At 72.3% G+C, this 25,286-nt stretch carries 20 protein-coding genes and 1 CRISPR repeat array (1 of these 21 only partly in view); of the genes, 8 read left to right on the top strand and 12 right to left on the bottom strand.

Going from position 1 to position 25,286, the window contains the following annotated elements:
* Nucleotides 1-1,499, bottom strand: the 5' portion of a protein-coding gene (casA, locus tag L1280_RS07995) for a type I-E CRISPR-associated protein Cse1/CasA (RefSeq protein ID WP_253581574.1). Its footprint begins 208 nt before the window's first position; 1,499 of the gene's 1,707 nt are visible here — the first part of the coding sequence; its start codon is at nt 1,497-1,499; the stop codon falls past the left edge of the window.
* 162 nt (nt 1,500-1,661) lie between these two features.
* Between casA and cas3 the strand changes: the two genes are divergently transcribed.
* Nucleotides 1,662-4,565, top strand: a complete 2,904-nt coding sequence (gene cas3 / locus L1280_RS08000) for a CRISPR-associated helicase Cas3' (protein ID WP_253581575.1) — start codon at nt 1,662-1,664, stop codon at nt 4,563-4,565.
* Nucleotides 4,566-4,632: 67 nt separating this feature from the next.
* Here the strand turns inward: cas3 and L1280_RS08005 are convergent, their stop codons facing one another.
* From L1280_RS08005 to L1280_RS08020, 4 genes are all read right to left on the bottom strand, one after another.
* Nucleotides 4,633-5,709, bottom strand: coding sequence for a WYL domain-containing protein (locus L1280_RS08005; protein ID WP_253581576.1), 1,077 nt, complete (start codon nt 5,707-5,709; stop codon nt 4,633-4,635).
* 52 nt (nt 5,710-5,761) lie between these two features.
* A complete protein-coding gene (locus L1280_RS08010; RefSeq protein ID WP_253581577.1) occupies nt 5,762-7,492 on the bottom strand; it encodes a tetratricopeptide repeat protein in 1,731 nt (576 codons plus the stop codon).
* Between the two features lie 89 nt (nt 7,493-7,581).
* Nucleotides 7,582-7,752, bottom strand: a complete 171-nt coding sequence (locus L1280_RS08015) for a hypothetical protein (RefSeq protein ID WP_253581578.1) — start codon at nt 7,750-7,752, stop codon at nt 7,582-7,584.
* 339 nt (nt 7,753-8,091) lie between these two features.
* Nucleotides 8,092-9,525: a CRISPR direct-repeat array (repeat unit 29 nt; unit sequence GAGTTCCCCACGGGCGTGGGGATGGTCCG).
* A gap of 51 nt (nt 9,526-9,576) precedes the next feature.
* Nucleotides 9,577-10,524, bottom strand: a complete 948-nt coding sequence (locus L1280_RS08020; protein ID WP_253581579.1) for a DUF808 family protein — start codon at nt 10,522-10,524, stop codon at nt 9,577-9,579.
* Nucleotides 10,525-10,742: 218 nt separating this feature from the next.
* On the opposite strand from L1280_RS08020, the gene L1280_RS08025 reads away from it, so the two are divergent.
* From L1280_RS08025 to L1280_RS08040, 4 genes are all read left to right on the top strand, one after another.
* Entirely contained in the window at nt 10,743-13,583 is a 2,841-nt protein-coding gene (locus L1280_RS08025) for an ATP-binding protein (RefSeq protein ID WP_253581580.1), read from the top strand.
* A 30-nt stretch (nt 13,584-13,613) separates the two neighbouring features.
* Entirely contained in the window at nt 13,614-14,495 is an 882-nt protein-coding gene (locus tag L1280_RS08030; RefSeq protein ID WP_253581581.1) for a hypothetical protein, read from the top strand.
* 45 nt (nt 14,496-14,540) lie between these two features.
* The gene (locus L1280_RS08035) at nt 14,541-15,416 is read left to right on the top strand and encodes an alpha/beta fold hydrolase (RefSeq protein ID WP_253581582.1); all 876 of its coding nucleotides are present in this window, start codon (nt 14,541-14,543) and stop codon (nt 15,414-15,416) included.
* Between the two features lie 88 nt (nt 15,417-15,504).
* Nucleotides 15,505-16,329 (top strand): SDR family NAD(P)-dependent oxidoreductase, encoded by an 825-nt coding sequence (locus tag L1280_RS08040; protein WP_253581583.1) that lies wholly within the window; start codon nt 15,505-15,507, stop codon nt 16,327-16,329.
* 6 nt (nt 16,330-16,335) lie between these two features.
* Here L1280_RS08040 and L1280_RS08045 read toward each other — a convergent pair whose 3' ends face one another.
* The 5 genes from L1280_RS08045 to L1280_RS08065 form a co-directional block, all read right to left on the bottom strand.
* A complete protein-coding gene (locus tag L1280_RS08045; protein WP_253581584.1) occupies nt 16,336-16,980 on the bottom strand; it encodes an HD-GYP domain-containing protein in 645 nt (214 codons plus the stop codon).
* A gap of 98 nt (nt 16,981-17,078) precedes the next feature.
* On the bottom strand, nt 17,079-17,558 hold the full coding sequence (locus L1280_RS08050; protein WP_253581585.1) for a hypothetical protein: 480 nt from the start codon (nt 17,556-17,558) through the stop codon (nt 17,079-17,081).
* Between the two features lie 109 nt (nt 17,559-17,667).
* On the bottom strand, nt 17,668-18,045 hold the full coding sequence (locus L1280_RS08055) for a roadblock/LC7 domain-containing protein (RefSeq protein ID WP_104992504.1): 378 nt from the start codon (nt 18,043-18,045) through the stop codon (nt 17,668-17,670).
* 20 nt (nt 18,046-18,065) lie between these two features.
* Nucleotides 18,066-18,608, bottom strand: a complete 543-nt coding sequence (locus L1280_RS08060; RefSeq protein WP_253581586.1) for an ATP/GTP-binding protein — start codon at nt 18,606-18,608, stop codon at nt 18,066-18,068.
* Entirely contained in the window at nt 18,605-19,264 is a 660-nt protein-coding gene (locus tag L1280_RS08065) for a hypothetical protein (protein WP_253581587.1), read from the bottom strand. The genes L1280_RS08060 and L1280_RS08065 overlap by 4 nt, the downstream gene beginning before the upstream one ends.
* Before the next feature lie 327 nt (nt 19,265-19,591).
* On the opposite strand from L1280_RS08065, the gene L1280_RS08070 reads away from it, so the two are divergent.
* The gene (locus tag L1280_RS08070) at nt 19,592-20,773 is read left to right on the top strand and encodes an ATP-binding protein (protein WP_253581588.1); all 1,182 of its coding nucleotides are present in this window, start codon (nt 19,592-19,594) and stop codon (nt 20,771-20,773) included.
* A 401-nt stretch (nt 20,774-21,174) separates the two neighbouring features.
* On the opposite strand, the gene L1280_RS08075 is transcribed toward L1280_RS08070, so the two are convergent.
* On the bottom strand, nt 21,175-21,546 hold the full coding sequence (locus tag L1280_RS08075) for a helix-turn-helix domain-containing protein (protein WP_253581589.1): 372 nt from the start codon (nt 21,544-21,546) through the stop codon (nt 21,175-21,177).
* Nucleotides 21,547-21,640: 94 nt separating this feature from the next.
* On the opposite strand from L1280_RS08075, the gene L1280_RS08080 reads away from it, so the two are divergent.
* A complete protein-coding gene (locus L1280_RS08080; RefSeq protein WP_253581590.1) occupies nt 21,641-22,300 on the top strand; it encodes an NAD(P)-dependent oxidoreductase in 660 nt (219 codons plus the stop codon).
* Entirely contained in the window at nt 22,300-23,196 is an 897-nt protein-coding gene (locus L1280_RS08085; protein WP_253581591.1) for an NAD(P)H-binding protein, read from the top strand. Before L1280_RS08080 ends, L1280_RS08085 begins: the two co-directional genes overlap by 1 nt.
* A 50-nt stretch (nt 23,197-23,246) precedes the next feature.
* Here the strand turns inward: L1280_RS08085 and L1280_RS08090 are convergent, their stop codons facing one another.
* A complete protein-coding gene (locus L1280_RS08090; RefSeq protein ID WP_253581592.1) occupies nt 23,247-25,073 on the bottom strand; it encodes an HD domain-containing phosphohydrolase in 1,827 nt (608 codons plus the stop codon).
* Nucleotides 25,074-25,286: the final 213 nt, after the last annotated feature.

Here is a 25,286-nt window from a genome sequence, read left to right on the forward strand (position 1 = left end):
GGGGTATCCAGCCCCGCCCAGTAGGTCGGTTCGGCGGGAATCTGAGCGGCCAGCTTGCCCACGTCGTCCTTGTGGGGGTCGCGCTCGCCGTCCTTTTTCAGCAGCGCGTGGGCGAGGAGGTGAACCGAGCGGCGCAGGCCCTCGCCCACGGTGCCCGCGTCGGTCAGGGCCGCCTGCACGTGATCGCGGAACGTCTCCGGGTTCTGGATGAAGGCTTCCGGCAGCGTGTAAGTTTCCTGGCGCATGGCAAAGGCTTTGCCCTGGTCGGTGAGCTGACCGAACACGACGACGGGAATGACCGGGTGCGGGGCACGGGCGTCGGGGGTGCCTTCCTCGGCCCAACCGTCGTCGGGCACGTCCTGGGAGGGGGTGGGCCTCGGCTTACCCATCTGCCCCAGCCGCTCGGCCGCTGCCAGCATCACGGCGCGGGCGTGCGTGACGGTCTTGGGCGGCGTGCCTGCCTTTACCTTCACCCCACCCTTGCGATCCTCGGACACCTGGGCGGCGGGGTCAGGCAGCAGAGCATTCATGTCGCGCCACAGCAGCCGCTCACGCCGCAGCTTGTAGGGGAAAGGTTGATCGTTCTTGGGGTCGCGGCTGGGGCGCAGGCTGACCATCGGGTCGGTGCCCGTGCCGCTGCCCTCGCCCGCCCCCTCCAGCGGAATCCCGGCGCCGAAGCCGATGGACCGCACGACCACGCCTTCCGGCGTCTCCTCGGGCAGCAGCAGGACGCTGCGGCTCGGCCAGGCGTAGCGGCTGGCGTACCCAGCGGCCACACGGGGTTTTTCGGGATCATACCGGGCGCGAATCTGCTCCACGGTCAGCGGCTCCTCCTCCCAGGGGGGCAGGTCCTGCTCCTGCATGGCCGCTGGGTAGGGCACGAGGTTCAGGCAGAGGGTCTGGTGCAGGTTTGCCCCCTCCGCCAGAAAGAGGCCCGCCGTCGCCACCGGAGCCGCCCGCGCCGACGTGGTGAAGCGCTTGATCAGGCCCCCCAGCGCGAAGGTCTGGTGGGCCACCAGTTGCAGCGCCGCCTGCGCGGGCGTGAGGGCGTCGCTGCGGTTGCCGCCGGGTCGGGCCTCCACGTTGAAGAGGGCGGTCGTGTTCGGGCTGCCCTCCTCGGTGCTGAGGCGGGTCCAGTGGCTGCGGAAGTTCTCGCCCACCACGGCCGGGTCCAGCCCCGCGACCTGCATAAAGGGCTGCGGCCCGAAGAGGCAGAAGCGGTCGGCGTACTGGTCCAGATAGCGGGCCACGTCGTCCGGAAACTGCCCGGCCAGATACCAGTCGGCCCCCTGCTCGGCGTCCCTGGGTCCCCGAAGCGCCCGGTGCAGGAGGGTCAGGTGGAGTCGGTAGAGCGCGGCCGTCTGCAACGGGTGCCCGGCGTCAATGCGGCAGAAGTCGGCGGCCCGCAGCAGGGAATCCCGCAGGGAGACGTGCCGCCGCTCGCCGCCTCGGGCGACAACGGGAATCCACTCCCTGTCCAGCAGGGAAAAAGTGTCCAACGGTTCACCTCCACGGCCATTGTCGGGGAAGGGTGTCGCTGGACTGTCACAGGCGAATTCGCCGCGCTAGAGGCAGCACAAAAGTTGAGCCAGCTTCCATCATGGGTACGGGGACGCGCCTCTGCGACCGGTTTCGTCGCCCCTTCCGGTTACCCTCCCCGCATGACTCAACTCCACCCCATCACGGCGGCGGCGCGGACCCTGTGGGCCAAGAGTGCGAAGAAGAACGCAGACGGCACGCAGGGCGCGTGGCTGCCCGTCCTCAACCACCTGCTGGACGTGGCGGCGTGCGCGGCGGAGATTTTAAGCCTGGAGCCGCCGCAGACGCGGGCACTGTCTGAGGGCGACCTGGGGCTGGAGGGCGAGCAGGCTTTGGCCTGGACGTTGGCGCTGGTGGCGTTGCACGACTTGGGGAAGGCAAGCCCGGCTTTTCAGGTGCTGTGGGCCGAGGGGAAAAATGGGGTAGACCCGGCGCTGCGTTTTCCCGCCGACTTGCGCGAGCCTTACGCGCCGCACGGGGTGGTGAGCCAGGTGGTGCTGCCGGACTTCCTGACCGGGTTGGGGTGGCCGGGGCCGGTGGCACGGAGAGTCGCGGACGCGGTGGGGTGCCACCACGGGTTCCGGGTGGAGGAGCGCGAACTCAACCTCGCGCAGGCCCAGACCGGGGATGCCCGCTGGGGGCAGGTTCGCAAGGAATTGTGCCGCCTCGTGACGCAGGGCACCGGCGCCCGCTACGACGCCCTCCCCACCGCCCCCACCCTCACCCCCGCCGCCTTCATGCGCCTCGCCGGGCTGACCAGCTTCGCGGACTGGCTGGGGAGTTCCTTTCCGCTGCCGTCAGTGACGGACTTTTCGGCCTACGAGGACCCGGCGGCCTACTTCGCGCGGGCGCGGGAACGGGCGCGGCAGACGCTGGCGGGGATTCGCTGGCCCGTGTTCGCCCCGCTGCGGGAAGAGTTGCCTCCCTTCCCCGAGGTCTTCGGCTTCCAGCCCCGCCCCCTTCAGACAGCACTGGCGCAGGCCCTGGCCGACGTGAGCGGCCCGGCCCTCGTGCTGGTGGAGGCCCCGATGGGCGAGGGCAAGACGGAGGCGGCCTTTTACGCGCACATCCAGCTTCAGCACGCGGCGGGGCACCGGGGGATGTACGTGGCGCTGCCGACCCAGGCGACCGGGAACGCGATGTACGAGCGGTTCGCGGAGTTCCTGGCCGCGCAGGGCCGCGAGACCCCGCCCGACCTGCAACTCGCGCACGGGGGCACGCTGCTCAGCGAGAAGTTCCAGGCGACCGTCCAGCGTACCCGTAACGCTGAGCGCGACCCCGCCGAGGACCACGGCTACGGCATCCGCGCCGAGGAATGGTTCACCAACCGCAAGCGGGCGCTGCTCTCCGAGTACGGGGTGGGCACGGTGGATCAGGCGCTGCTGGGGGTGCTGGGCGTGTCGCACCAGTTCGTGCGGCTGTGGGGCCTGGGCAACCGGGTGGTCGTGCTGGACGAGGTTCACGCCTACGACACCTACACCTCCGAGTTGATTGCCGCCCTCGTCGCGTGGCTGCGGGCGCTGGGGTCCAGCGTGATCATCATGAGCGCGACCCTTCCCGAGTCGGGCCGCCGCGCCCTGCTGCGGGCCTGGGGGGTGGAGGACGCGCCCACGGCGGCCTACCCGCGCCTGACGGTGGCCCCGGCGCAAGGAGAGGCCCAGACCGTGACCATCCCTGACCACGACGAGGACGGCAACGCCAGCCGACCGCCCCAGCACGTCACCCTGCGGCCCCTGGGCAGCGCGGCGGAGGAGGTGGCCCGGCAAGCGGTGGACCTCGCAGTGGGCGGCGGGTGCGTGGCGGTGATCGTGAACACGGTGGCGCGTGCACAGGCGGTGCAGGCGCGGGTGCTGGCCGAGCTGGGGACGCGGGGGGTGACCGCCCGGACCTGCACGAAGGGCGGCGGCAAGGACCCACGGGCCGTCAGCGTGCTGCTCTACCACGCCCGCTACCCGGCGGACGAGCGCTTGCAGCGTGAAAAGCGGGTGCGGAAGTTCCTGGGCAAGCAGCCGTACAGGGAAGAGGAGGACGGTCAGAAGGTTGAAGGCTCTTTCCGTCCGGAGCGCTTCATCCTGATCGCCACCCAGGTGGCCGAGCAGAGCCTCGACTTCGACGCGGACGTGATGCTCACCGACCTCGCGCCCGCCGACCTCGTGCTGCAACGGGCCGGACGGCTGCACCGCCACGCGGCGAACGCGGGCAAGCGGCACGGCCACGACGACGCCGTGCTGTACGTCGCCGGGCTGGACGAGTGGCCGGACGCCAGCATGGAGCGCGAGTTCTGGGGCCGCGTCTACGCCCCCGCGTTGCTCTACCGCTCGTGGCTCTCGCTGCGGCGGCGGCTGGAGGCAGGCCTGACCTTGCCCGACGATCTGGACGAATTGGTGCAGGAAGTCTACGCCCCCAGCTTCGCCGCGCCCGAGCTGACCCCGGAGCAGCGTGAGCAACTGGCAGCGGCCGAGGCGGACCTGGAGAACCGGCGCGGCAACGAGGCCACGACGGGTATGTTCGCCCATATCGGCCGCCCCGCCGACTTCTGGCAGACGCCCCTGCACCGCCGCCCCGACGCCGACCCCGACAGCGAAAGCCTCAGCGACGACCCCGCCGCCGTGGGAGCCGGGGAGGAACCGGAGCGCCCCCGCACCCGCCTGGGCGAGGAGGGGGTGCGGGTCGTGCCGGTGGAGCGGGCCGAGAACGGGGCCTGGCGGGTCTGCCGCTCGCCCTTCTGGGACCGGGGGCAAGGGGACATCGCGCCGCTGTTCGACCGGCTGGGCAAGGCGGACACTGCCCACGCCATCCAGATTTACCGCCGCTCCCTCGGCGTCTCCCGTTGGGAACTCGTGCGCTTCAGCCTGACGAAGTGGGACGGGCAGGGGCAGTCGCTGGGCAATGAACACCGGGGCTGGCGGGCGCATCCGCTTCTGCGCGACGCCGTGCCGCTGGTCTTCACGGGCGGGGTGGCCGAGGTGCAGGGCCTTCAGGTGCGGCTGGACCCGGAGCAGGGGCTGGTGTACGTGAAGGGGTGAGCCGGGAGAGAAGCGGACAAGACCCCTCATCCAACCCTCTTCCCAGGAGCGAGGGGTGAGGGGCTCCCTACCGCCGTCCCTCCATCACATCGACCAGCATCCCCGGATAGGTCGGGTCGTGCCGCGCGAGGGCCGCCCGCAGCTCCCCCAGCCAGTGCTCGCGCACGTGGGGCGGCGAGAGGACCTCGACCCTGGGTCCCCAGCCCAGCAGGAAGGGAATCAGCTCGCGCGGGAGGCCGCTGGCGTCGGTCCCGGCGCGGATGTCGAGTTCGACGCTGCCGTCGCGGTGGATCAGGGTGGTGTCCACCCGCGTGGCGTTGGGGTAGCCGCCCTCCAGCACGCGGTAGGCGGCTTCCGGCGCAAAGCGCACCCGCACCGTGACCGGGTTTTTCCCGCCGATCACGCCCCAGGCGTCCGAGAGGTAGTCGCGGGGGTCGAAGTCCTCGGGAATGTCATAGGTGCGCTCCAGCCGGGCGAAGTTCTCCATCCGACTCACCTTGAAGGTGCGGATGGCCCCCCGGTGCCGGGTCTCGCACCCGATCACGTAAGGCGCGAGGTTGTCGCGGCTGATCTCCACGAAGTAGACCTCCAGCTCGTTGCCGCGCTCGACTGCGCCGCCGGGCTTGCGGTAGTCGAAGCGCAGGACTTCCCGGTTCGTCCACGCAGCGGCCACGAAGTCGAGCGCCCGGTCGGTCGCGTGGGTGGCCCCGGTGTCCAGCAGCGAGCGGTGCAGCAGATGACGCAGGTGCTGCGGCAGGTCGCCCGCGATGGTGTCCAGGGCGCTGAGGTAATGCCCGCTCGTCACGGGCGCGTGGTGGTGCAGCAGCCGCACAGCGGTATAGACGGCCAGTGCCTCGGCGGGTTTGAGCGCCCGGCCCGCCTCCGGGATGTGGTAGGCCCCCTGGTGGTCGCGGATGACCCGGTGTTCCATCTGCGACAGGGCCAGCAGGTCGCGCTGGATGCTGCGCCGGGTCACGCCGAAGTACGCGGCGAGCTGCTCGGTGGTGCGCGGCGCCTGCCGGAGCTTGTCGGCCAGCGCGGCGAGGCGTTTGGCGCGGTCCCAGACCAGAGGCTGACGGGGCAGGGGTCGGGGCCGGGGGGTCGGAAGGTCAGTCTCGGGATGTGTCTGCTGGGGCTCGCCCACGGTGGTCCTCCAACGCGGAGGATGCCGGGCGGCTGTCGCACGAGTGTCACTCCTAGGCCCGGTCGACCTGTGTGCTCAACCGATTTGCGTCCGCTTGCCTCAACTCCTGTTCGCGGGCCAGGACCCAGGGAAGGGCGAGGCCGGGCAGGAAGGTTTCCACGGCTTCGCCCCGCCGCAGCGCCTCCCCCACGTCGTAGTGCCACCCGGCGGCGGGGTCGAGGCGGTAGCCGCCGGGGACGCTCCCCACGCTCCCCGGCCAGCCCAGCGCGTCCCGCACCGCCCGCACTGCCGCCGAGACGCGCTGGCGCTGAAGCCGGGGCGGGCGGGGCGTGCCGTCTTCCACGACCTCCGCGAGCAGGTCGGTCAGACCCTCGCCGCCGCCGTCGAGCAGGGCACACAGCACCGCGAGGCCGGGGCCGCCGAGGGGCACCGGGCGCCCGCCGACTTCCACGCGCGGCGTGCCCATCGCCCGCACCCGGACCACCGTGCGGGCGGGGCGGGGCAGGGGGGCCGGGGTGGACAGGCCCGCCGCCGAGAGCAGCGCGAACAGCTCGGGAAAGGCGTGCGCTTCCTCCCGCGCCCAGAGGGTGCCGGGGTCGAGGGTCCGCAGCAGGGTCTGCGCCCCCTCCCCGTCCCCCCGCTGCCGGGCGAGTTCGGCCCGCACGATGCGGGCTCGGCCCTCGTCCTCGCCCTCCAGCGGGCCGGTGAGGGCGAGCGCGGCCTCGGCCCGCTCGGCTTGCCCCAGCGCGGCGTGGGCGGCGGCGAGGTCCACGTAAACCCAGGACGTGCCCGAGGCGCGGTCGCCCGGTGCGGCGCGGGTGGCCTGGGTCAGCGGTTCCAGCGCCGCGAAGGTCTGCCCCGAGAGGCGCAGGGTGTGCCCCAGCCCGCGCAGGGCCTGCCGCACGTCGTCGGGGTCGCCCCGCCGCTCGGCCTCGGCCGCCGCCTGGCGGTAGAGGGCCGCCGCCCGTGCCCACTCGCCCAGCGCCCGCCGCGCCGCCGCCTGCCCGCACCACGCGCGGGCGCGGGCACCCTCGGCGCCGCGCCGGATCGCCGCCACCCGCGCGAAATAGCCTTCGGCCTCCTCGAAGCGCCCCGAAACCAGGCAGGCCAGCCCCATGTTGTGCAGCGTCCAGGCGCGGTGGTGCCCGTCGTGCCCGAAGAGGGTCAGCGCCTCGGCATAGGCCCCCAGCGCTCCCGTCTGGTCTCCGGAGCGGCCCAGCAGCGCCCCTTCCTCCATGCGCAGGATGCCCAGCGCCCGGCCCTGGGCAAAGGTCGCCGCCCGCGTAAAGGCCGCCTGCCAGCCCTCCCGCCCCAGGTGCGCCAGCGAGCGGCCCCGCACCCGCCACGCTGCGCCCGCCTCGTGGGGAGCCAGCTCCGTCTCCCCGGCCAGGGCACGGTCGGCGGCCGCGAGTGCCCCGGCATACTCGCCCTCCTGGGCCAGCGCCCAGGCGTGAATGGCGTGCACGAAGGGAGCCTCCAGCCCCGCCCCGAGCGCCCACTCAGTCAACTGCCGCACCTCGCCCGCCGGACGCACGTTGCCCAGCAGCCGCAGGTGCAGCCGCACCCCCTCCCGGCTCTCCCGCGCCTCCGGGGGCAGCGTCAGGAACAGCTCCAGCAGTTCCCCGAAGCGGGCAGGCTGCGTGGCCGCCTCCGCCGCCCGCGCGAGGGTCTGGAGGGCGTCCTGCGCTCGCCCCGCCGCCAGCAGGGCCTGAACGGAAGCGTCCCACTCGGCGGGACTGACGGTGACGGGAGAGCCGGGGGGGCGGCGGTCGGCGGGCGACATCCGTGCGAGTCTAGGACGGTCCGCCCCGCCCTGAAAGAGAGGCCAGCCCCCACTGGCTGCAGGAGCGGGGCCTGGCCTAGGCGCCGGGTTCAGCCCAGGCCGCCGCCCCCCTTGGGATCGTCCCCCTGCGGAAGCGTGGGAGGAGAGTCGGCCATGCCGGTGGCGACCGGGGGCGGGGGCGGGGCGGCCTCGGCGCGGGCAGGCGCGCAGAGCGGGGTGAGGGCGAGCAGCGCGGTCAGGACAGAGCACAGGACACGCATGGGCGGGCCTCCTGGGACAACAGGCCTCCCCCTCAGGCACCCCCTGGGGGTCCTGACTGTGGTGGGCAGAGGCGGGGCTGGGGCACGCGGCCAGGCGTGCCGGGCGGGTCGCCGCCCCTGGCCGCGCTCCGGGGCGCTCCTGGCGGTGACGCCGCGCACTGTGGGCCAGGCCCGCGACGAAACCGGTCGCCACGTTGCGCCGGATTGTCTGAGAGAGGATTCGTCCGGTGTCGCCCCGTTCCGGCCTACGCTCCTGACCGCTTACAACCACGCCTGTGCCGAGTGCACGCGCCCTACACTGGGAGCGGGCTTCCCCGAGTCGCATGACAATGTGTGCCGGACCCGACCTCCGGCGTGGGGGTCAGGGGCAGGGAACTGGGCTGAAGGCCGGGTGGCTCAAGTGAGTTCCCCACGGGCGTGGGGATGGTCCGTTCTCCAGCGGCGTGAGGCCGCGTGCATCCCCGAGTTCCCCACGGGCGTGGGGATGGTCCGTGGTGCGAAAACTGCCACCGGGCCCTTGAAGGGAGTTCCCCACGGGCGTGGGGATGGTCCGCTCACGTCCACGGGAGGCAGGGGCAGGGCGGGGAGTTCCCCACGGGCGTGGGGATGGTCCGTTGCGCGATCAGTACCGCCAACTGGCCGAGGGGAGTTCCCCACGGGCGTGGGGATGGTCCGGATGCCCTCACGGGCGCGGGCATGGTGGCCCTGAGTTCCCCACGGGCGTGGGGATGGTCCGCAGGCGCGTCACTTCCTTCCGCTGACCGAGGCGAGTTCCCCACGGGCGTGGGGATGGTCCGGTGGTTCCAGTCGGGTAGGCAGTGCCCGGCGGGAGTTCCCCACGGGCGTGGGGATGGTCCGGCGTTCTCGACCAGTTCGATGGTGCAGGGGTCGAGTTCCCCACGGGCGTGGGGATGGTCCGACGGTGCCCTTGCCGTCGGCTTCGCTGCTCACGAGTTCCCCACGGGCGTGGGGATGGTCCGGCCGACGAGACCTTGCAGACGATCTGGGACGGGAGTTCCCCACGGGCGTGGGGATGGTCCGGAGGGCTTGGCCGATGCCTTCCTCAATCAGGAGAGTTCCCCACGGGCGTGGGGATGGTCCGATCTCATCCTCCCCGAGTGGTTGCCCGAAGAAGAGTTCCCCACGGGCGTGGGGATGGTCCGGTGCGGGGCATGACCGCTCCCGCCCGCTTCCAGAGTTCCCCACGGGCGTGGGGATGGTCCGTTACGCGGTAGACCTCGCCCGCCGCCACTCCCGAGTTCCCCACGGGCGTGGGGATGGTCCGCCCGCGCTGACGTGCGGGAGTTTGGGCGGCTCGAGTTCCCCACGGGCGTGGGGATGGTCCGGCCGTGCCCCCGCAGGGCGGCCAGGGCGTGACGAGTTCCCCACGGGCGTGGGGATGGTCCGGTTTTCGGCTTGGTCGCTTATGCGGAGGCGGGGAGTTCCCCACGGGCGTGGGGATGGTCCGAGCGCGGCAAAGGCGCTAAACAGTTTTTGAATGAGTTCCCCACGGGCGTGGGGATGGTCCGACATGCAGGTAGGGCGCTCCGTTCGGCGGCCAGAGTTCCCCACGGGCGTGGGGATGGTCCGACGTGGTGGAGCGTATTCGCCGCGTAGCACCTGAGTTCCCCACGGGCGTGGGGATGGTCCGCGCAGAGCTTCGCCTTTGCAGAGCAGATGGCGGAGTTCCCCACGGGCGTGGGGATGGTCCGGATTGTCGTCGGCGCGGCCCGCGCGCGAAAGGGAGTTCCCCACGGGCGTGGGGATGGTCCGCCCTTCACGGTATTCGCCTCCAGGCCCCTACCTCGCCCCACGCTCCCAGGCTCAGTGTGCGGGGACTTTCCGCCGCGGCAGCAGGTGCATGACGCCCACGATCAGGCCCCCGACGAGCAGCCCGAGCAGGCCCGACCCCAGCGTTTCGACCAGCCATTCGGCGGCCCCTTCCGCAAAGGGAACGGCGTGTCCGGCCGCCACCGCGAGGTCGTGCACGGCGTGGAGGGGAGCACCCAGGCCGAACTCCTCCAGCCCGACGAGGAGGATGTGCCCGCCGACCCACAGCATGGCGGCGGTGCCGATCACCGAGAGGGCCGACAGAATCTTCGGCATGCCCCGCACCAGCCCCCGCCCGACCGAGCGGCTGACTCCCGACTCGCGGTTTGCCAGCCGCAGCCCGAAATCGTCCATCTTCACGATCAAGCCCACGACTCCGTACACCAGCGCCGTGATCAGCAGCGCCACGACCAGCAGCGTGACGGCCCGCAGCCAGAAGGTCTGGTCGGCCACCTCCGCCAGCGAGATCGCCATGATCTCGGCCGAGAGAATGAAGTCGGTGCGGATCGCGCCCGCGACCATCTGTTCCTCGCGGGCCTGCCCAGTCACGGCGGCGGGTTCCTCGCCGTGGTGACCCTTCTTGTTGCCGCTGAGGGCCTCGTAGACCTTTTCGGCTCCCTCGTAGCAGAGGTAGGCCCCGCCCAGCATCAGGATTGGGGTGATGGCGGCGGGCAGAAACTGGCTGAGCAGCAGCGCGGCGGGCAGGATAAAGACGACCTTGTTGCGCAGCGACCCCCGCGCGATGCGCCAGATGATGGGGAGTTCGCGGTCGGGGGTAAAGCCCGTCACGTAGCGGGGCGTGACCGCCGTGTCGTCCACGACCACCCCCACGGCCTTGGACCCGGCCTTGGCCGCCGCCGCGCCGATGTCGTCGACCGACGCCGCCGCGAGCTTGGCGATGGCTGCCACGTCGTCGAGCAGCGCGACGAGGCCGCCGCTCACGGGCGCGGCTCCGGGCCGGGGCGGGAGGCGAACGGGGCGGGGCGGGCGAGCCGGAAAACCATCAGGCCCCCAGCCTAGTGCATTCGTCCGGGGAACGCCGCCGCAAGGAGGGAGTGTCCGGCCGCGCTGCGTGTCCCTCGAACACCTCCTCGGCCGCTCTGGGTTACGGGACACCCTCCCCTCGCCCCCCGGATCACCCCACACCGTATCCTGCCCGCATGGTCCGCCCGCCCACTTCCCCCGTTCAGAGTGACGCTTTTGCTGCCGCCGCCGAGGCCCTCGCGGCGGCCCAGCGCCCGGAAGAGGTGGTGCAGACGCTGCTCGCCCACGCCCACGCGGCCCTGCACGTTCCGGCCGCCGCGTGGCTCGTGCCGCGAGGAGAAGGGGAGATCGCCCCCGAGCCCGCCGCGCAGGCAGGCGACTGGGCCGAGCGGCCGGACGCGGCGACCCTGCGGGCGGTGTGGGAGCGCCGCGAGTTCCCGCAGCCGGGAGAGGGGGGCGCCGCCTTCTTTCCCCTCCAGGCCGGGGAGGCGGCCCCACTGGTCCTGCTGGGGCTGGCGTGGCCGGGGACGATGGGAGCGGCCGAGGAGCGGCTCGCGCGGCTGCTGGCGGGGCAGGCGGCGCTGCACCTCGGGCGGCTGGCCTGGGCGAGCGGCCCGGACCCGGCCAGGGAGAGCGATCCGGTGGGGGGGCTGGCGCGGGCGGCGCTGCGGATCGGGCAGGCGCGGGGACTCCAGGCAGCGCTGGAGGTCATCACCGAGGAGGCCCGCACGCTGGTGGGCGCGCACCAGTCGGTCGTGAGCCTGACCGTGAGCGAGGACTGGGCGCAGGCGATTACGGCCGTGTCCCTGAGCGACAAGTACGCGGCGTGGCGCGACTACGCCGTGCCCCCGGACGGCAGCGGCATCTACGCGCTGGTCTGCCGGGTCAACCGGCCCCTGCGCCTGACCCAGGCCGAGTTGGAAGCGCATCCGGCGTGGCGGGGCTTCGGGGCGCACGCCGCCGAGCACCCCCCCATGCGCGGCTGGTTGGCGGTGCCGCTGGTGGGCAAGGGTGGGCGCAACATCGGCCTGATTCAGCTCAGCGACCGCGTGGGGGGCGAGTTCACCGCGCGGGACGAACACATCCTCGTGCAGCTCGCGCAGTTCGCCGCCGTGACGGTCGAGAATGCCCGCCTGATCGAACTTGCGCAGGCCGAGCTGGAGCGCCGCCAGCGGGCCGAGGCGCGGCTGCGCGTGCTGAACGTCGAGTTGGAGGGCCGGATCGGGGCCGCCACCCACGAACTCGCCAACCGGGCGGCGGCGCTCGACGCCTTCGTGGCCTTTGGCGAGGCGGTGGGCACCCAGACCGATGTGGCGGCGCTGGCTGAGCAGGCCATCCGGGTGATGCGGACCACGCTGGGGCACGTCAGCGTGGCCTATTACGAACTGGCGGAGGACCGCTGGTGGGGGCGGGTGTGGTCAGAGGACATCGACCCTGAGGTCGTCGTGCAGCTCCGCAGGGGTGTTCCGGTGGACGCGCCCGATCTGGCGCGGGCGGCGGCGTCCAGTGAGGCGGTCTTCGTGGACGCCTGGGACGCCGAGGCCAACGCCCTGCCCAGCGCCGTGGAGTACGGGGCGGCGGCCTTTGTGCCTGTCGTGACCGGGGGTGAGGTCCGGTCGCTGCTCGCGGTGGGGACCCTCGTCGCCCGGCGTTGGACCGAGCACGAACGCGCCGTGATGCGGGCGGTGGGCCGCAGCTTTCAGCTCGCCCTGGAGCGTGCCGGGGCGACCGCCCTGCTGGAGCGACAGAACGGCGAACTCGCGGCCCGGACCCGCGCCCTGGAGGGCTTCGCGCACCTCACGGGCGACCTCGCCGCGCAGGGTGATCCCCGGCTGTTCGTGCGCCGCGCCCAGGAGGTGATCCTCTCGCTGCTGCCGCCCGGCTACGCGCTGTATTACGAGCGCGAGGGCGAGCGCTGGCGCAACCGGGTGCAGGTCGGGGACGTGGGGAATGCCGAACTCCAGGCTTTTATCGACGCCGGACCGCGGGTGGGCGTGACCCCCAGCGTGGACGTGCCCTGGGAAACCCGGCGCCCCTACTATCAGGACGCCTACGCGCGGGGCAGCGACACTCCCGAGGAGATCGTGCAGCACGTCAGCACCGTCGCCTCGCTGCCGGTGCTTCGCCGGGGCGAAGTGGTGGGGGTCCTCATCGCCGTGATTTTCGAGGGGCGGCCCTGGAACGCCACCGACCGCACCGTGCTGGAAACGGTCGTGAGCAGCCTGGGCCTCGCGCTGGAGCGGGCCGAGAGTGTCGCCCTGCTGGCCGAGCGCACCGCCGAACTGGAGCAGACCAACGCCGAACTGGAACGCAGCAACGCCGAACTCGAACAGTTCGCCTACGTCGCCTCGCACGACCTGCAAGCGCCCATCCGGGCGATGACCAGCTTCGCCGGGCTGACCCAGCGCCGTTACGGGGACCGGCTCGACGACCGGGGCCGGATGTACCTCGCCCAGATCGTGGAAAGCGGCGAGCACATGAAGCGCCTCGTGGACGACCTCCTGACCTTTTCGCGGGTCCACACCACCCAGCGCGAGCCGGAGACGGTCGACAGCGGCGCCGTCTTCGACGCGGTGCGCCGCCGCCTGGAACGGGGGGCCGACCTCGCGGGCGCCCGCCTGACCCGTGACCCGCTGCCCCGCGTGCTGGCCGACCCGCAGCAGCTCGACCAGCTCCTCCAGAACCTGATCTCCAACGGCGTGAAGTACCGCCGCGAGGGCGTTCTCCCCGAAGTCCACGTCCGGGCCGAGCGCGAGGGCGACTTCTGGCGCTTCGCGGTGCGCGACAACGGGATCGGGATCGAGCCTCAGTACTTCGGGCGCATCTTCGAGATTTTCCAGCGCCTGCACGGCCGCGAGCAGTATGAAGGCACGGGCATCGGGCTGGCGGTGTGCAAGAAGATCGTCGAGCGCCACGGCGGGAGATTGTGGGTCGAGAGCACGCCGGGCGAGGGCAGCACCTTCTTCTTTACCCTGCCCGCCGGGCCGGGGGAGGCGGCTCCACCTTTGGGCGGATGACCTGCCCGGCCCGCCGGGTAGGCTGGGACCATGCCCAAACCCACGCTGCTGGCGGCCCTCCTCGTGGGGGCCACGTCCCTGCCCGCGCTCGCCCAGACGGCCCCGGCCCAGTCTTCCCCCACCGCCGAGCAGGCCGCGCAGCTCGTCGAGCGCCTGCTGCGCAGCATGGCCGGGCCGAGTGGCGACACCCAGGTCACCTACGGGGCGGTGCCGGGCACGCTGCCGCTGCGCCTGGACGCGCCGCTGGAGGTGCTCGCCAGCGTCCGCACGGGCCAGCAGGGGGGCGGCTACGTCTACTGGCGCATTCTGGCCGGGAGCGCCCTTCCCGCCGAGGAGACCCGCGCGGCGTTGCAAAAGAGTCTGGAGGCGGGCGGTTGGAAGCCCCAGCCCCTCTACGGCCAGCCCATCGGCTTTGCCACCCAGCAGACGGCCCGCAATCAGGGGTACTACCGCGAGGGGGGCACCAACTTCGTCCTGAATGCCAACCTTGTCGAGCGGGGAGGCCGCACCGAGGTCGAACTCGGCGTCAACGTGGTGCCCGCGCAGGCCATCGCCAACCTGAAAAAGGCGCCCACCTATCGCCCACAGTCCAGCCTGCCGCTGCTGAAGGCCTTTCCCGGCGCGACCGTGAAGGGCGGGTACACGCCGACCGTCCCCAATGGGGCCATCAGCTCCGCGCACGTGCAGACCACCCGTCCGGCGGGCGAGGTCTTCAACTTCTACTCGGCGCAGCTCAAGGCCGCCGGGTGGAAGGCCCGCACCGACACGGCCGACGGCCCCCTGCGGGTGGTGACCTACAGCCTGCGGGACCTCAACGGGCGCGAGGCGCTGGGCACCCTGGGCATCCGCCCCTGGGAAAAGGAGGGGGGCGGCTACGTGCTCACCGTCAGCGTGCAGGGGTTCAAGCCCTGAGGGGAAGCGGCAGGCCGCCGACCGCCGCCCTATACTGACCCCACCGTGCAACCTGCCCCCCCGCTCGCCGGGCTGGCCCCGGCCCTGCCCCCACCCACCTTGCTGCAGGTCTCCGGCGTCCGCACCCGCCACGTTCAGGCGGGGACCGGGCCGCCCGTGGTCCTGCTGCACGGCATCGGGCGCAGCCTGGAGGACTGGTCGGAGACGGTGGGGCCGCTTGCCGCCCGGCACTCGGTCTATGCCCCGGACCTGATCGGGTTCGGCCTGACCGACAAGCCCGACGTGCCCTACACGCTGGCGGGGCTGGCCCGGTTCGTGCGGCACTATCTGGACGCGGTGGGGGAGACCCGGCCCGTCACCCTGATCGGCAACTCGCTGGGCGGGGCGGTCGCGGCGCAGTTCGCGCTGCTGTATCCCGAGCGGGCGCGGGCGCTGGTGCTGGTGAGCAGCGCGGGCTTCGGGGGGAGGGTCGCCCTGGCCCTGCGGCTGGCGACCGTGCCCCGGCTGGGCGAGGTGCTGCTGCGGCCCTCACCCCTCTCGGCGCGGCGGACGGTGGCGAGCCTCTTTCATGACCCCCGGCACGTCACCCCCGAGCGGGTGCGCTGGGCCGAGCACCTCGGGCGGCAACCCGGCGCGGCGCGGGCCTTTTTGCGGGTGGCGCGGCATCTGGGGGCGTGGCGCGGCCTGCATCCGGAGTGGCGGCGCACGCTGGCGGGGGGCCTCGCGGGCCGCGCCCTCCCCACCCTGATCGTCTGGGGCGACCGCGACCGCATCCTGCCCGCCGTCCATCTGGAGGAGGCCCGCCGCCTCTCCCCCCACGCCCGCACCCACCTCTTTCCCGACACCGGCCACGTCCCGCAGCTCGAACGGGCGGCCGAATTCAACCGTCTCGTGCTGGACTTTCTGGAGGAACAGGCATGACCCCCCCTGTCACGCAGCGGCCGCCCGCCGCCCCCGTCGACCCCCGCCCCAGTGGCCGCCGCGTGGCGTGCTCCCAGAGGAGGGCCGAGTGAAGCCCTACGTCTTCGCGGGCGGCGTCGCGGTGCTCACGGGCGCGGCGAGCGGCATCGGGCAGGCGCTCGCGCACGGGCTGGCGGCGCGGGGCAGCCACCTCGCGCTGATTGACCGGGACGGGCCGGGGCTCACGCGGGTCGCGGCGGCCCTCCGCGCCCGGTATCCGGCCCTGCGGGTCACGGCCCACATCTCCGACCTCGCGCACACGGACGGCATTCCCGCCCTGGCGGACGAGGTGCTGCGGGCGCACGGCCGGATCACCCTGCTCGTCAACAACGCGGGGGTCGCGCTCGGCGGCACCTTCGAGCAGGTCACGCCGGAACAGTTTGACCGGGTCCTGGCGATCAATTTTGGGGCGACCGTGGCCCTGTGCCGGGCGCTGCTGCCCGCGCTGCGCTCGTCACTGGGGGGGCAGATCGTGAACCTGTCGAGCCTCTACGGCATCATCGGCCCGCCGGGGCAGGCGGCCTACAGCGCGAGCAAGTTCGCGGTGCGCGGCTTTTCGGAAGCGCTGCGCCACGAACTCGCCGGGCACGGCATCGGCGTGACGGTCGTGCATCCCGGCGGTGTCCGCACGAACATCGCCCGCCGCGCCGAGGTCGCTCCCGGCGCCAGCCCCGCCGAGATCGAGGCCGGGCGCCGCGCCCAGGACCGCCTCCTGCGACTGCCTCCCGAGCGGGCCGCCGAGATCATCCTGCGGGCAACGGGCCGCCGCGCCCCCCGCGTCCTCGTCGGCAACGACGCCCGCGCGGTGGACCTGCTCGCGCGGCTGGTGCCGGGGCACTACTGGGGGGTGCTGGGGCGGCTGTTTCGGGGGTAGCGCGGGTCACGCCTGCATCGGCGCGGGCTCCGGCACGCAGCGCCTCAGCGCGGCAAGTACCTGGGGGTCGAAGTGGCGTCCCGCGAGCGCGGTGAGTTCGGCCCACACGGCGTCGGGTGCCCACGCGGCCTTGTAGGTGCGGGGCGAACTCAGCGCGTCGTACACGTCGCAGGCCGCCAGGATGCGGGCCAGCAGCGGCACGGCGTCCCCGGCGAGGCCGCCAGGGTAGCCGCTGCCGTCGAGCCGCTCGTGGTGGTGGCGTACTGCCTGCCAGACCGTGAAGGACAGGCCGGGCACCAGCCGCGAGAGCCCCGCGCTGTACACCGGGTGGCGCTGCATCTGCCGCCACTCGCGCGGGTCGAGCGCCCCGGCCTTGCGCCGCACCCGCCTGGAGATCAGCAGCTTGCCGCTGTCGTGCAGCAGCCCGGCAAGGTACGCTTCGCGAATCTGCGCCGGACTCAGGCCCAGGTCGCGGGCCACCGCGCCTGCCAGACACGCCACCCGGCCCGCGTGCGCGGTGGGCGGCCAGCCGATGGCCCGGTCCACCACTTCCCGGTAGGCACGGCACCGCCAGCCGGGGCGCTCCAGTGGCGGCGGGGCGGTATGGAAGGGGCGGGCGGGCAGCGTGGGGGCAGTCGGGCACAGCGGCATGGAGGAAGGTCACCTTTCCGGGGAGCTGGGGCGTGGGGCCGAACGAGGCCTCCTCCCACGGTCCCCGGTCAGAGGGGGTGGAAGGAGGCCGGGCGGGATCAGAGCGGGCTGAAGACGAACTTGTCGCAGCTTCCGCCGCGCAGCACGCTCTCGGTGTGCTCGCCCAGGTAGGTCTGGCCGGTGATGGCCTCCAAGGCGCCCCAGACCGCGCCCAGCGTGAAGGTGCACTTGCGGTCACTGCCCATCGGCTCACCCGCCGAGCAGGCCGTGTCCTGGGTCTCGATCACGATGTCCTCGCCCTGCCGGTAGGACCGGGTGACGGCGGCCAGGCAGGTGCCGTTCTTGCCGATGGCGGCGTCGAGCAGGGGCGCGATTTCCTCGACCGGCACGTTGCTGCCCGCGACGCCGAGGTCACTGGCGAGGTTGCGGCCGCGCACCTTCCCGGCGCGGGTAAAGACCACGGCGGCGCCGTCCTCGCCGAGGGTGTCCTCGACGCCGACGATCACGGCCTTGAAGCAGACGATGGAGTTGAAGTCTCCGACGATGGGACGCAGGGGCTGGGCAGCAGTCGCAGTCATGGGGGGTCTCCTGGCAGAGTGGGGATAGAGGGTGGCGAGCAGGTGGCTGAGGGGGGAGGAAGGGGGGGAAGGCCGAGGCGTCATTCGGACCTCTGGACCTGGCAGGGGGTTACAGGATGCTGGCGACGTCCTGCGCGGTGTCGCGGGCTTCCATATGCAGCAGCCCGAGGTTCATGCCGGGAGGGGTCACGACCGCCAGCACGCCCTTGGTGCCCGCCGCGTAGATGTACACCTGCCCGGAGGCGCCGCTCACGCTCATGTCGGTGAGCTGGCCCGAGCCCAGGGTGTCGTTGATGCGCTTGCCCAGGCCCAGGGCGGTCGCGGCCATCGCGGCCACGCGGTTGGCGTCGGTGCCGTCACTCATCGCCTGCGCGATGGGCAGGCCGTCCACGGTAGCGATCAAGGCGCCGCGCAGCTCGGGCATGGACGTGCGCAGGTTGGTCAGGGAGGCGTTGAGGCGGTCTTGCTTGCTGAGGATGGCAGTCATGGGGGTCTCCTGGGGGGGGTTCAGCCGCGCAGGGGCTGAGGCGAGAGGGTGGATTCGAGCAGCCGGGCGAGCACGCCCTGGGCCTGCGCGGGGTCGGTGGCGTTGAGCCCGACGACCTGCTCCTCGGGCAGTCCGAAATACAGCGCCACGTCGGCGGGGTCCCACACGCGGGCCTGATCCTGGCGGGTCACCCCGACGAGAAAGGGCACCGCGATGCGGCTGGTGATGAAGTCGAGGATGCTGCGGGCGTGGGCGAAGTCCTGCGGGCGGTCCCCGGCGACGAGCAGCACCAGGCCGAGCGCCCCTTCGCACAGCACCTCCCACATGAAGCTGAAGCGGTCCTGGCCGGGGGTGCCGTACAGGTGCAGGTCGTGCCCGCCGAGGTGCAGGGTGCCGAAATCAAAGGCGACGGTGGTGTTCGTCTTGCCGATGTCCTCGCTGGCCTCGGCCTCGGTGGCGACCACCGGGGTCTGCGAGAGCGTCTGCACGAAGGTGGTCTTGCCTGCCCCGACCGGGCCGGACACGACGAGCTTGAGGGGGGCCTGGGGAGAAAGCAGGGTCATGCCCGCGCCCCCCCGCCCAGACGGCGCAGGGCACCCAGCAGCCGCTGCACCAGGGGTGCGGAGACGGCGGGCACGGGCGCGGCGCTCACGGCGGCGACCGGTCCCGGCACGGCGGCGGCCCGCAGCGGCGCGACGAGCCCCGCCGACCGCAGGCGGTGCAGCGCGGCCCGCACGTCGTCCTCGCTCCAGCCCACCTGCCGAGAGAGCTCGGCGGCGCTCGCGCCCGTGTGCAGCGCGGGGCGCAGCACGGCCCACGTTCCGGCCAGAGGCGCGGGCACGGGCGGGCTGCCGGGCACGGTCCCGAAGCGGGTGTCCGCGTGCGGCAGGTGCTCCGGGGCAACGGCGGCGTCGGTGTCCAGCATGCCCGACAGCGGCAGGTCGTAGAACGTCAGGGTGCCGGGGGCGTGCTCGCGGCGCTGAAACTCAAAAGCGCCCCGGCCCTGCGCTCCCAGCTCGCGCAGGATGTCCCGCGCCCGCTCGCCCTCCATCACCGGAAAGCCGTCCAAGTACAGGGCGCGGAGTTGCCCGCGTGTCAGGATGAGTTCCAGGGTGCGGCCCTGGTACGCCTCGTGGAAATAGAGGGTGCCCGTCTGAACGGCGAGCACCTTGAGCAGGTCACCGAGCGCGTGGTCTTGCAAATCGCCGAAGAGGGCCATATCAACTCCTTTCTGCCTCGGGGAGGCGGGGGGACGGTGTCCCCGGTCACGCGGGGGCGAACTCCCGAATGGACTGCGCACAGTTCTAAAAAGAGGCCGATCACACATCTGTCACGTGTGATGAGCCTGTGATGAGGCGGCAACTGTCGTTCAGCGCCTGCTGAATCGCCTGAATGTCAGAAGCCCGTTCAACGTGGAAGTTTCAGGTCCAACCCGCTTCTCATCAACATCTAATCATGAGCAGCAGATGAAGGCCGTGATTGGAATCTACTTCGCTCACCCGCCCGTCCGCTTTTCCCCAGACGCCCTCGGATAGCATCTGGCAAGATGTCCGACGAAAAGACCACTGACCTCCAGTCTCATGGGCGCGGCCCGGAAGGTGAGCGCCTGTCCTGGGCGCAGGCCCTGACCCTGTTCAGCGAGGCGCCGGTGCCCTACCTGCTGCTGAATTCGCGGGGCCGGGTGCAGGAGGCCAACGCGGCGGCCTGTACGCTGCTGGGAGTGGGGGCGGAGGCGCTGCGGGGCCGCCCCGTCACGCGCCTATTGACGCCGGGCACCCAGGGCACCTTCGAGTGGTTGCTGGGGCAGGCGGAAGGGGTCAGGGGGCGGGTCCGCGCCGAGGGCCAACTGCTGCATGCGGACGGCACCGTTCTGGACGTGCTGTTTGACCTCGCCGGCCCGGCGCCGGGCAGTGCGCCGGGACCGCTGCGGCTGGTCGTCACCGACATCACGCCGTACAAGGAAGCGCACCGCAGCCTGCTGGACCAGGCGGCCACCCAGGACACCCAGCTTCAGGCCGGGGCCACCCGCTTCCGGGCCGCCCAGCAGGAACTGGAAGGCGTGGTCACGGTGGTCTTGCGCCAGCTCCAGCTTCCGGTCGCGCGGGCCATGAATTATCTGGGGCTGACCCGGCGTGCCCTGGGGGAGAGCGTGCCCGAAGAGGTCGCCCGGCCCCTGCTCCAGAGCGAGCGGGCCGTGCAGCAGATCATCGCGCTGCTCGCCTCGGTGGACCGCTACCTCCAGATGCGCCGGATGCGGCTCGGGCTGCGCCGGGTGGACCTGGAGCGGGTGCTGCGCGAGGTGCTCAAGCACGCCCAGCCGGTCATGGAGGGCCGCCATGTCCACGTCACCCACGATCCGCTGCCCACCGTGCAGGGGGACAGCCAGGCCCTCTTCGTGATTCTGGACGAATACGTTGCCAACGCCTTGAAGTACAGCAAGGGCCGCGAGATCGCCCGCATCCACGTGCGGGTGCGCGAGACGGAAGGCGAATACCACATCGGCGTGGAGGACAACGGCGCGGGCTTCAACATGCGCCAGAAAGACCGCCTCTTTCACTTGTTCGGCCGCCTGCACCCCTCACGCTCCTACGAGGGCACCGGGGTTGGGCTGGTGACCGTGCGGCGGCTGTGCGAGCGTTTCGGCGGGCGCGTCTGGGCCGAGGGCAAGCCGGACCAGGGGGCCACCTTCTGGTTCGCGTGGCCCAAGTCGCCGACCCTGCTGGACTGATCCAGTCTCCGTCCCCCCCCGTTCGTCCGTCGGCGCTTCCCTGGTGGGTGAATTCCCGTTCCGGTCGCCGCTGTGGTCCTGCCTGTCCGCTCGGGTGGAGGAGGTTGGGCCACGGGTGTCACACGGCTTCCGGTGGAGGGGGGGTGGAAAACACCCGGACATCCGACCGCAGGCGGCAGAAACCGCCACGGAGTCCGGGAGGGCGACGGGCAACCGGTGCTGTCCTGGCGGGTTCAGCAATGGTGCGGACTCCGTGTGAGCCCGTCTGGCCTCAGGAGGGGACCTTCACGGCGTCTGGGGCCGGAGGGCCGGAGCCCACGCGGCCACCACCTCAGCCCCGCCAGCGCGGCCCCTGCAGGCGTCCTGTCCCTGTACCGACATGGGGAGCACGGCGGCCCGCTCTACACGGCGTTCTCTGAGCGCTGACCGGGCGCCTCCCTCTCCAGCGCCTGGCCCTCGGCGCTGCCCCAGCGGGCCATCGCGGCGATGATCTCGCCCAGGGCCTCGCCGCGCGGGGTCAGGGTGTAGTCCACCCGGGGCGGCACCTCGGCATAGACGGTGCGGATGAGCACCCCCTGGTCTTCGAGGTCGCGCAGCCGGGCGGTCAGGGTCTTGGGCGAGATGCGCTCCAGGGCGCGGCGCAACTCGCTGAAGCGCCGGGTGCCCGCCAGCAGTTCACGCACGATCAGGGTGGTCCAGCGCCCCCCCAGGACGTCCATGGTGCGCTCGACCCCGCACTCGGGGCGACGGAGCGCCGCGTTGCCGTATTTCATGGTTCCTCCCGGGCCTACGACTTTCCCGCAGGATACCGGATTTCACCTTGCCGCCTCCCTTTCCCGGCGGGCGGGGTGCCCCTACCCTGGGGCCATGACGTCTGGACTTTCCGGAAAAGTGCGCGTGGGGGCGACCCTGGCCCTGCTGGGAGGAACGGGCCGCACCGGCCGACTCCTGATTGACCGGGCGCTGGCGGAAGGCTACGCGCTGCGGGTGCTGGCCCGCGACCCCGAGCGGCTGCACCGCCGCGACAGTGCGCTGACCCCGGTGCCCGGCGACGCCCGGCACGCCGACGACGTGTTCCGGCTGCTGGAGGGCGCAGACGCGGTCCTGAGCACCCTCGGCCCGGTGCGCGGGGACGGGGCGGGCGTGATGGCGCAGTCGGCGCATCACCTCGTCGCCGTGATGCCGGAGCTGGGGCTCTCGCGCCTGATCACGCTCACGGGCGCGGGGGTGCGTCAGCCCGGCGACCGCCCCAAAATGAGCGACCGCCTGATTCGCCGGGCACTGGCGACCCTGCAACCCGACGTGCTGCGCGACTCCGAAGCGCACGTGGCGACCGTCACCGCCAGCCCGCTGGAGTGGACGGTCGTGCGGGCGCCCCGGCTGGGCGACGGACCGGTCCAGCCCCTCAAGGTGGGCATGGTGGGGGACATCGGCACCTTCGTCTCGCGGGCCAGCGTGGCCGACTTCATGCTGCGCGAGCTGGAAGAGGGCCGCTGGGTGCGTCAGGCCCCGGCGGTGAGCCACTGATGGGCCGGGCGGCCCTGCCACCCCTGCCCGCGCCCGGCGGCTGGCCCGGCCCGGTGTTCGTGATGGGCGCGACCGGCACCGTGGGCGGCGAGATCGTGCGGCAGCTCGCGCCGAGCGGGGCCGAGCTGTGGGCCGCCGTCCGGGACCCGGAGCGGGCCACCCTGCCCCCCGGCGTGCGCCCGGTGCCCTTCGACGTGGCCGACCCGGCGACCTACGGGGCGCTGCGCGGGGCGGCGGTCCTGTTTGCCATGTGGCCCCCGGGCACCGGAGTCACCGACCTGGGGCGGCTGTTCGCGGCGGCGCGGGCGGCGGGCGTGCGCCGGGTGGTGTTCCTGTCGATTCTGGGAGCCGAACGCCTGTCTTTTCTGCCCCACCGCCAGATCGAGCAGGAACTGGAACGCTCGGGGCTGGACGCGGTGCTCCTGCGCTCGGGGTACTTCATGCAGAACCTGACGGGCATCCACGCGCCGGAGGTGCGCCGGGGCGAGCTGTTCATCCCCTCCGGCGAGGGCCGCACCAGCGTGGTGGACGTGCGCGACGTGGCTGCCGTCGCCGGGCGCGAACTGGCCCGGCCCCTGGCGGCCCCGGCGGTCCGCGCCTGGAGCCTGACTGGTCCGCAGGCCCTGACCTTCACCGAGATGGGGCATCTGCTGGGGGTGGCGCTGAACCGCCCGGTGCGGCACGTCAGTCCGGGGCCGGTCACCTTCGTGCGGACGGTGACTGGCTGGGGCACTCCGCGCGGGCTGGCCCTGTTCATGCTCGCGGAATATACGGTGGCCCGCCTGGGCCTCGCCGCCCGGCTGACCGGCGACGTGCAGGCCGCGCTGGGCCGCCCGCCCATCCCCTTCGCCCGCTTCGCGGAGGATTACCGGGACGTGTGGTTGCGGGAAGCGTAGTTCGCAGGGGCGGCCCCTGGGTTCCCGGACACCCGCCGGAGCCGCGCGGCTCAGGCCAAGGCGCGGACGATCAGGGGGCCTTCTTCCCCCCCGCCCCCCGCGTCCAGGGAGGGCGCCGTGCCCAGCACTCGGAGGGCCTCGCGGACCACGGCCGGATCGAACTGCTGCCCGCTCTGGGCGCGGAGTTCCGCAAGCGCGGCGGCTCGGGGCCAAGCGGCCTTGTAGGCGCGGCGGTGGGTCAGGGCGTCGTACACGTCGGCCACCGCCACGATGCGGGCGACGAGGGGGATGTCCTCGCCCGACAGCCCGCAGGGGTAGCCGCGGCCATTCCAGTGCTCATGGTGGTTCTGGGCGATGGTTTCGGCCATCTGGAGCAGGCGGCTGTGGCCCCCCGCCAGAATGCGGGCGCCGATTACGGTGTGGCGCTGCATCTGGCGGTATTCCTCGGGGGTCAGTGGCCCCTGCTTGAGCAGGATGCTGTCGGGAATGCCGATCTTGCCCACGTCGTGCAGCCGCGCGGCGATCCGCAGCAGCTCGACCTCCTCCGGCGACAGGCCCAGCCGCGTCCCGATGGCCGCCGAGAGCTGACCGACCCGCTGGGTGTGGTCCCCGGTGGTGTCGTCCCGGTACTCGGCCGCCACCGCCAGCCGGGTGACCACCTCGATCTGCGCGAGTTCCAGGCTGTGGGTGCGCGAGCGCACCTCGGCCTCGGCGGTGGCGCGGGCTTCCTCGGCCGCCACCATCCGCAGGCGGTGGAGTTCGGCCTGGTGCTGCGCCCGTTCCACCTCGAAGCGGGCGGTCATGCCCTGGATCCGCTCGTCCACCTCGGCATTCAGGAGCCCGCGCTCGCGCCCGTACAGCTGCTCCAGGCGTTCAAAGGCCCGCCCCGTCTGCCCCAGGCGGGCGTGAAGCTGGTACAGGCAGCGCAGCGCGTCGCAGGCGGCCTTGGGCCGCCCGATCTCGTCGGCCAGCCGCAGCGCCCGCTCGAAGGTGCCGATGGCCTCCGGCAGGGCGCCTTGCCGCAGGTAGGCTTCGCCCAGGTGCAGCAGCACGTCCAACTGACCCTCGACATCCTCCGTCTCCACGGCGATCTGTTCGGCCTCGCCCAGCGCCTCCCGCGCCTCGCCCACCCGGTCCCAGGCCAGCAGGACGCGGGCCAGCCCGTCCAGCGCCGACAGCTCGCCGTAGCGGTTCTGGACCACCCGCGCCAGTTCCAGCGCCCGGGCATAGTGCAGGTGCGCGTCGCTCAGGCGCCCCAGCTCGTAGTCCACCCCCGCCAGATTGAGGACGGCGATGGCCTCCAGGCTCTGATTCTTGAAGTGCCGGGCCGAGGAGAGCACTTCGAGAAAATAGTCGTAGGCCTTGCCCAGGTCGCGCAGGTCCTGATACAGGTTGCCCAGGTTCAGCAGCAGGTTTCCCTGCACCCGGAGAAGCTGCTCGTCGGGGTCAGGCGCACTGTTCGAGAGGGTAAAAGCGGAAGTCAGGCAGTCCAGCGCTTCGGTGTACTCTCCCGATTTGGTCAGGAGCCCTCCCATGTTGCCCAGGGTCTTGACCTGCCCCAGGACCGAGCCCCGGCTCTCGTAGGACACTAGCACCTTTTCAAGTTCAGCCAGGGCCTTTTTCGACTCGCCGGTCGCGTGGTAGGAGGCCGCCAAAAGATTTCTGATCTCAATTTCCCGGTCGAGCGAGGAGCCGAGGCCCAGGGCGGCCTGGGCATGGTCATGGGCGCCCGGCCACTCCCCCATATCGGTGAGGAGGTCGGCCAGCCGGTAGTGGGCTTCGGCCTGTCCGTTGCCGCAGCGCAGTTGCCCGTACAGGTGCAAGGCCAGTTCGTAGTGCTTGCGGGCTGCGGCGTACTCCTCCTGAGCGGCTTCCAAGCCACCGAGCCGGAGGGCGGCGTCTGCCACTCTCCGGCGGTCCCCAGCGTCCTGTGCGTCGGTCAACGCCACAAGCGCAGATTGATAAGCCTGATCCTCGCCCACACCTGCCAGGGTAACGGGTGCTCCTCTCAATTCTCTTACTTCCCCACCCACCGGGGAGGCGGGTGAGGGGGTCCGGATGCGCCTGGAGAGGGAGCGGCGCACCCGTGG

Origin of the sequence: Deinococcus sp. HSC-46F16, from assembly GCF_024171495.1 — a bacterium.
Lineage (GTDB): Bacteria > Deinococcota > Deinococci > Deinococcales > Deinococcaceae > Deinococcus.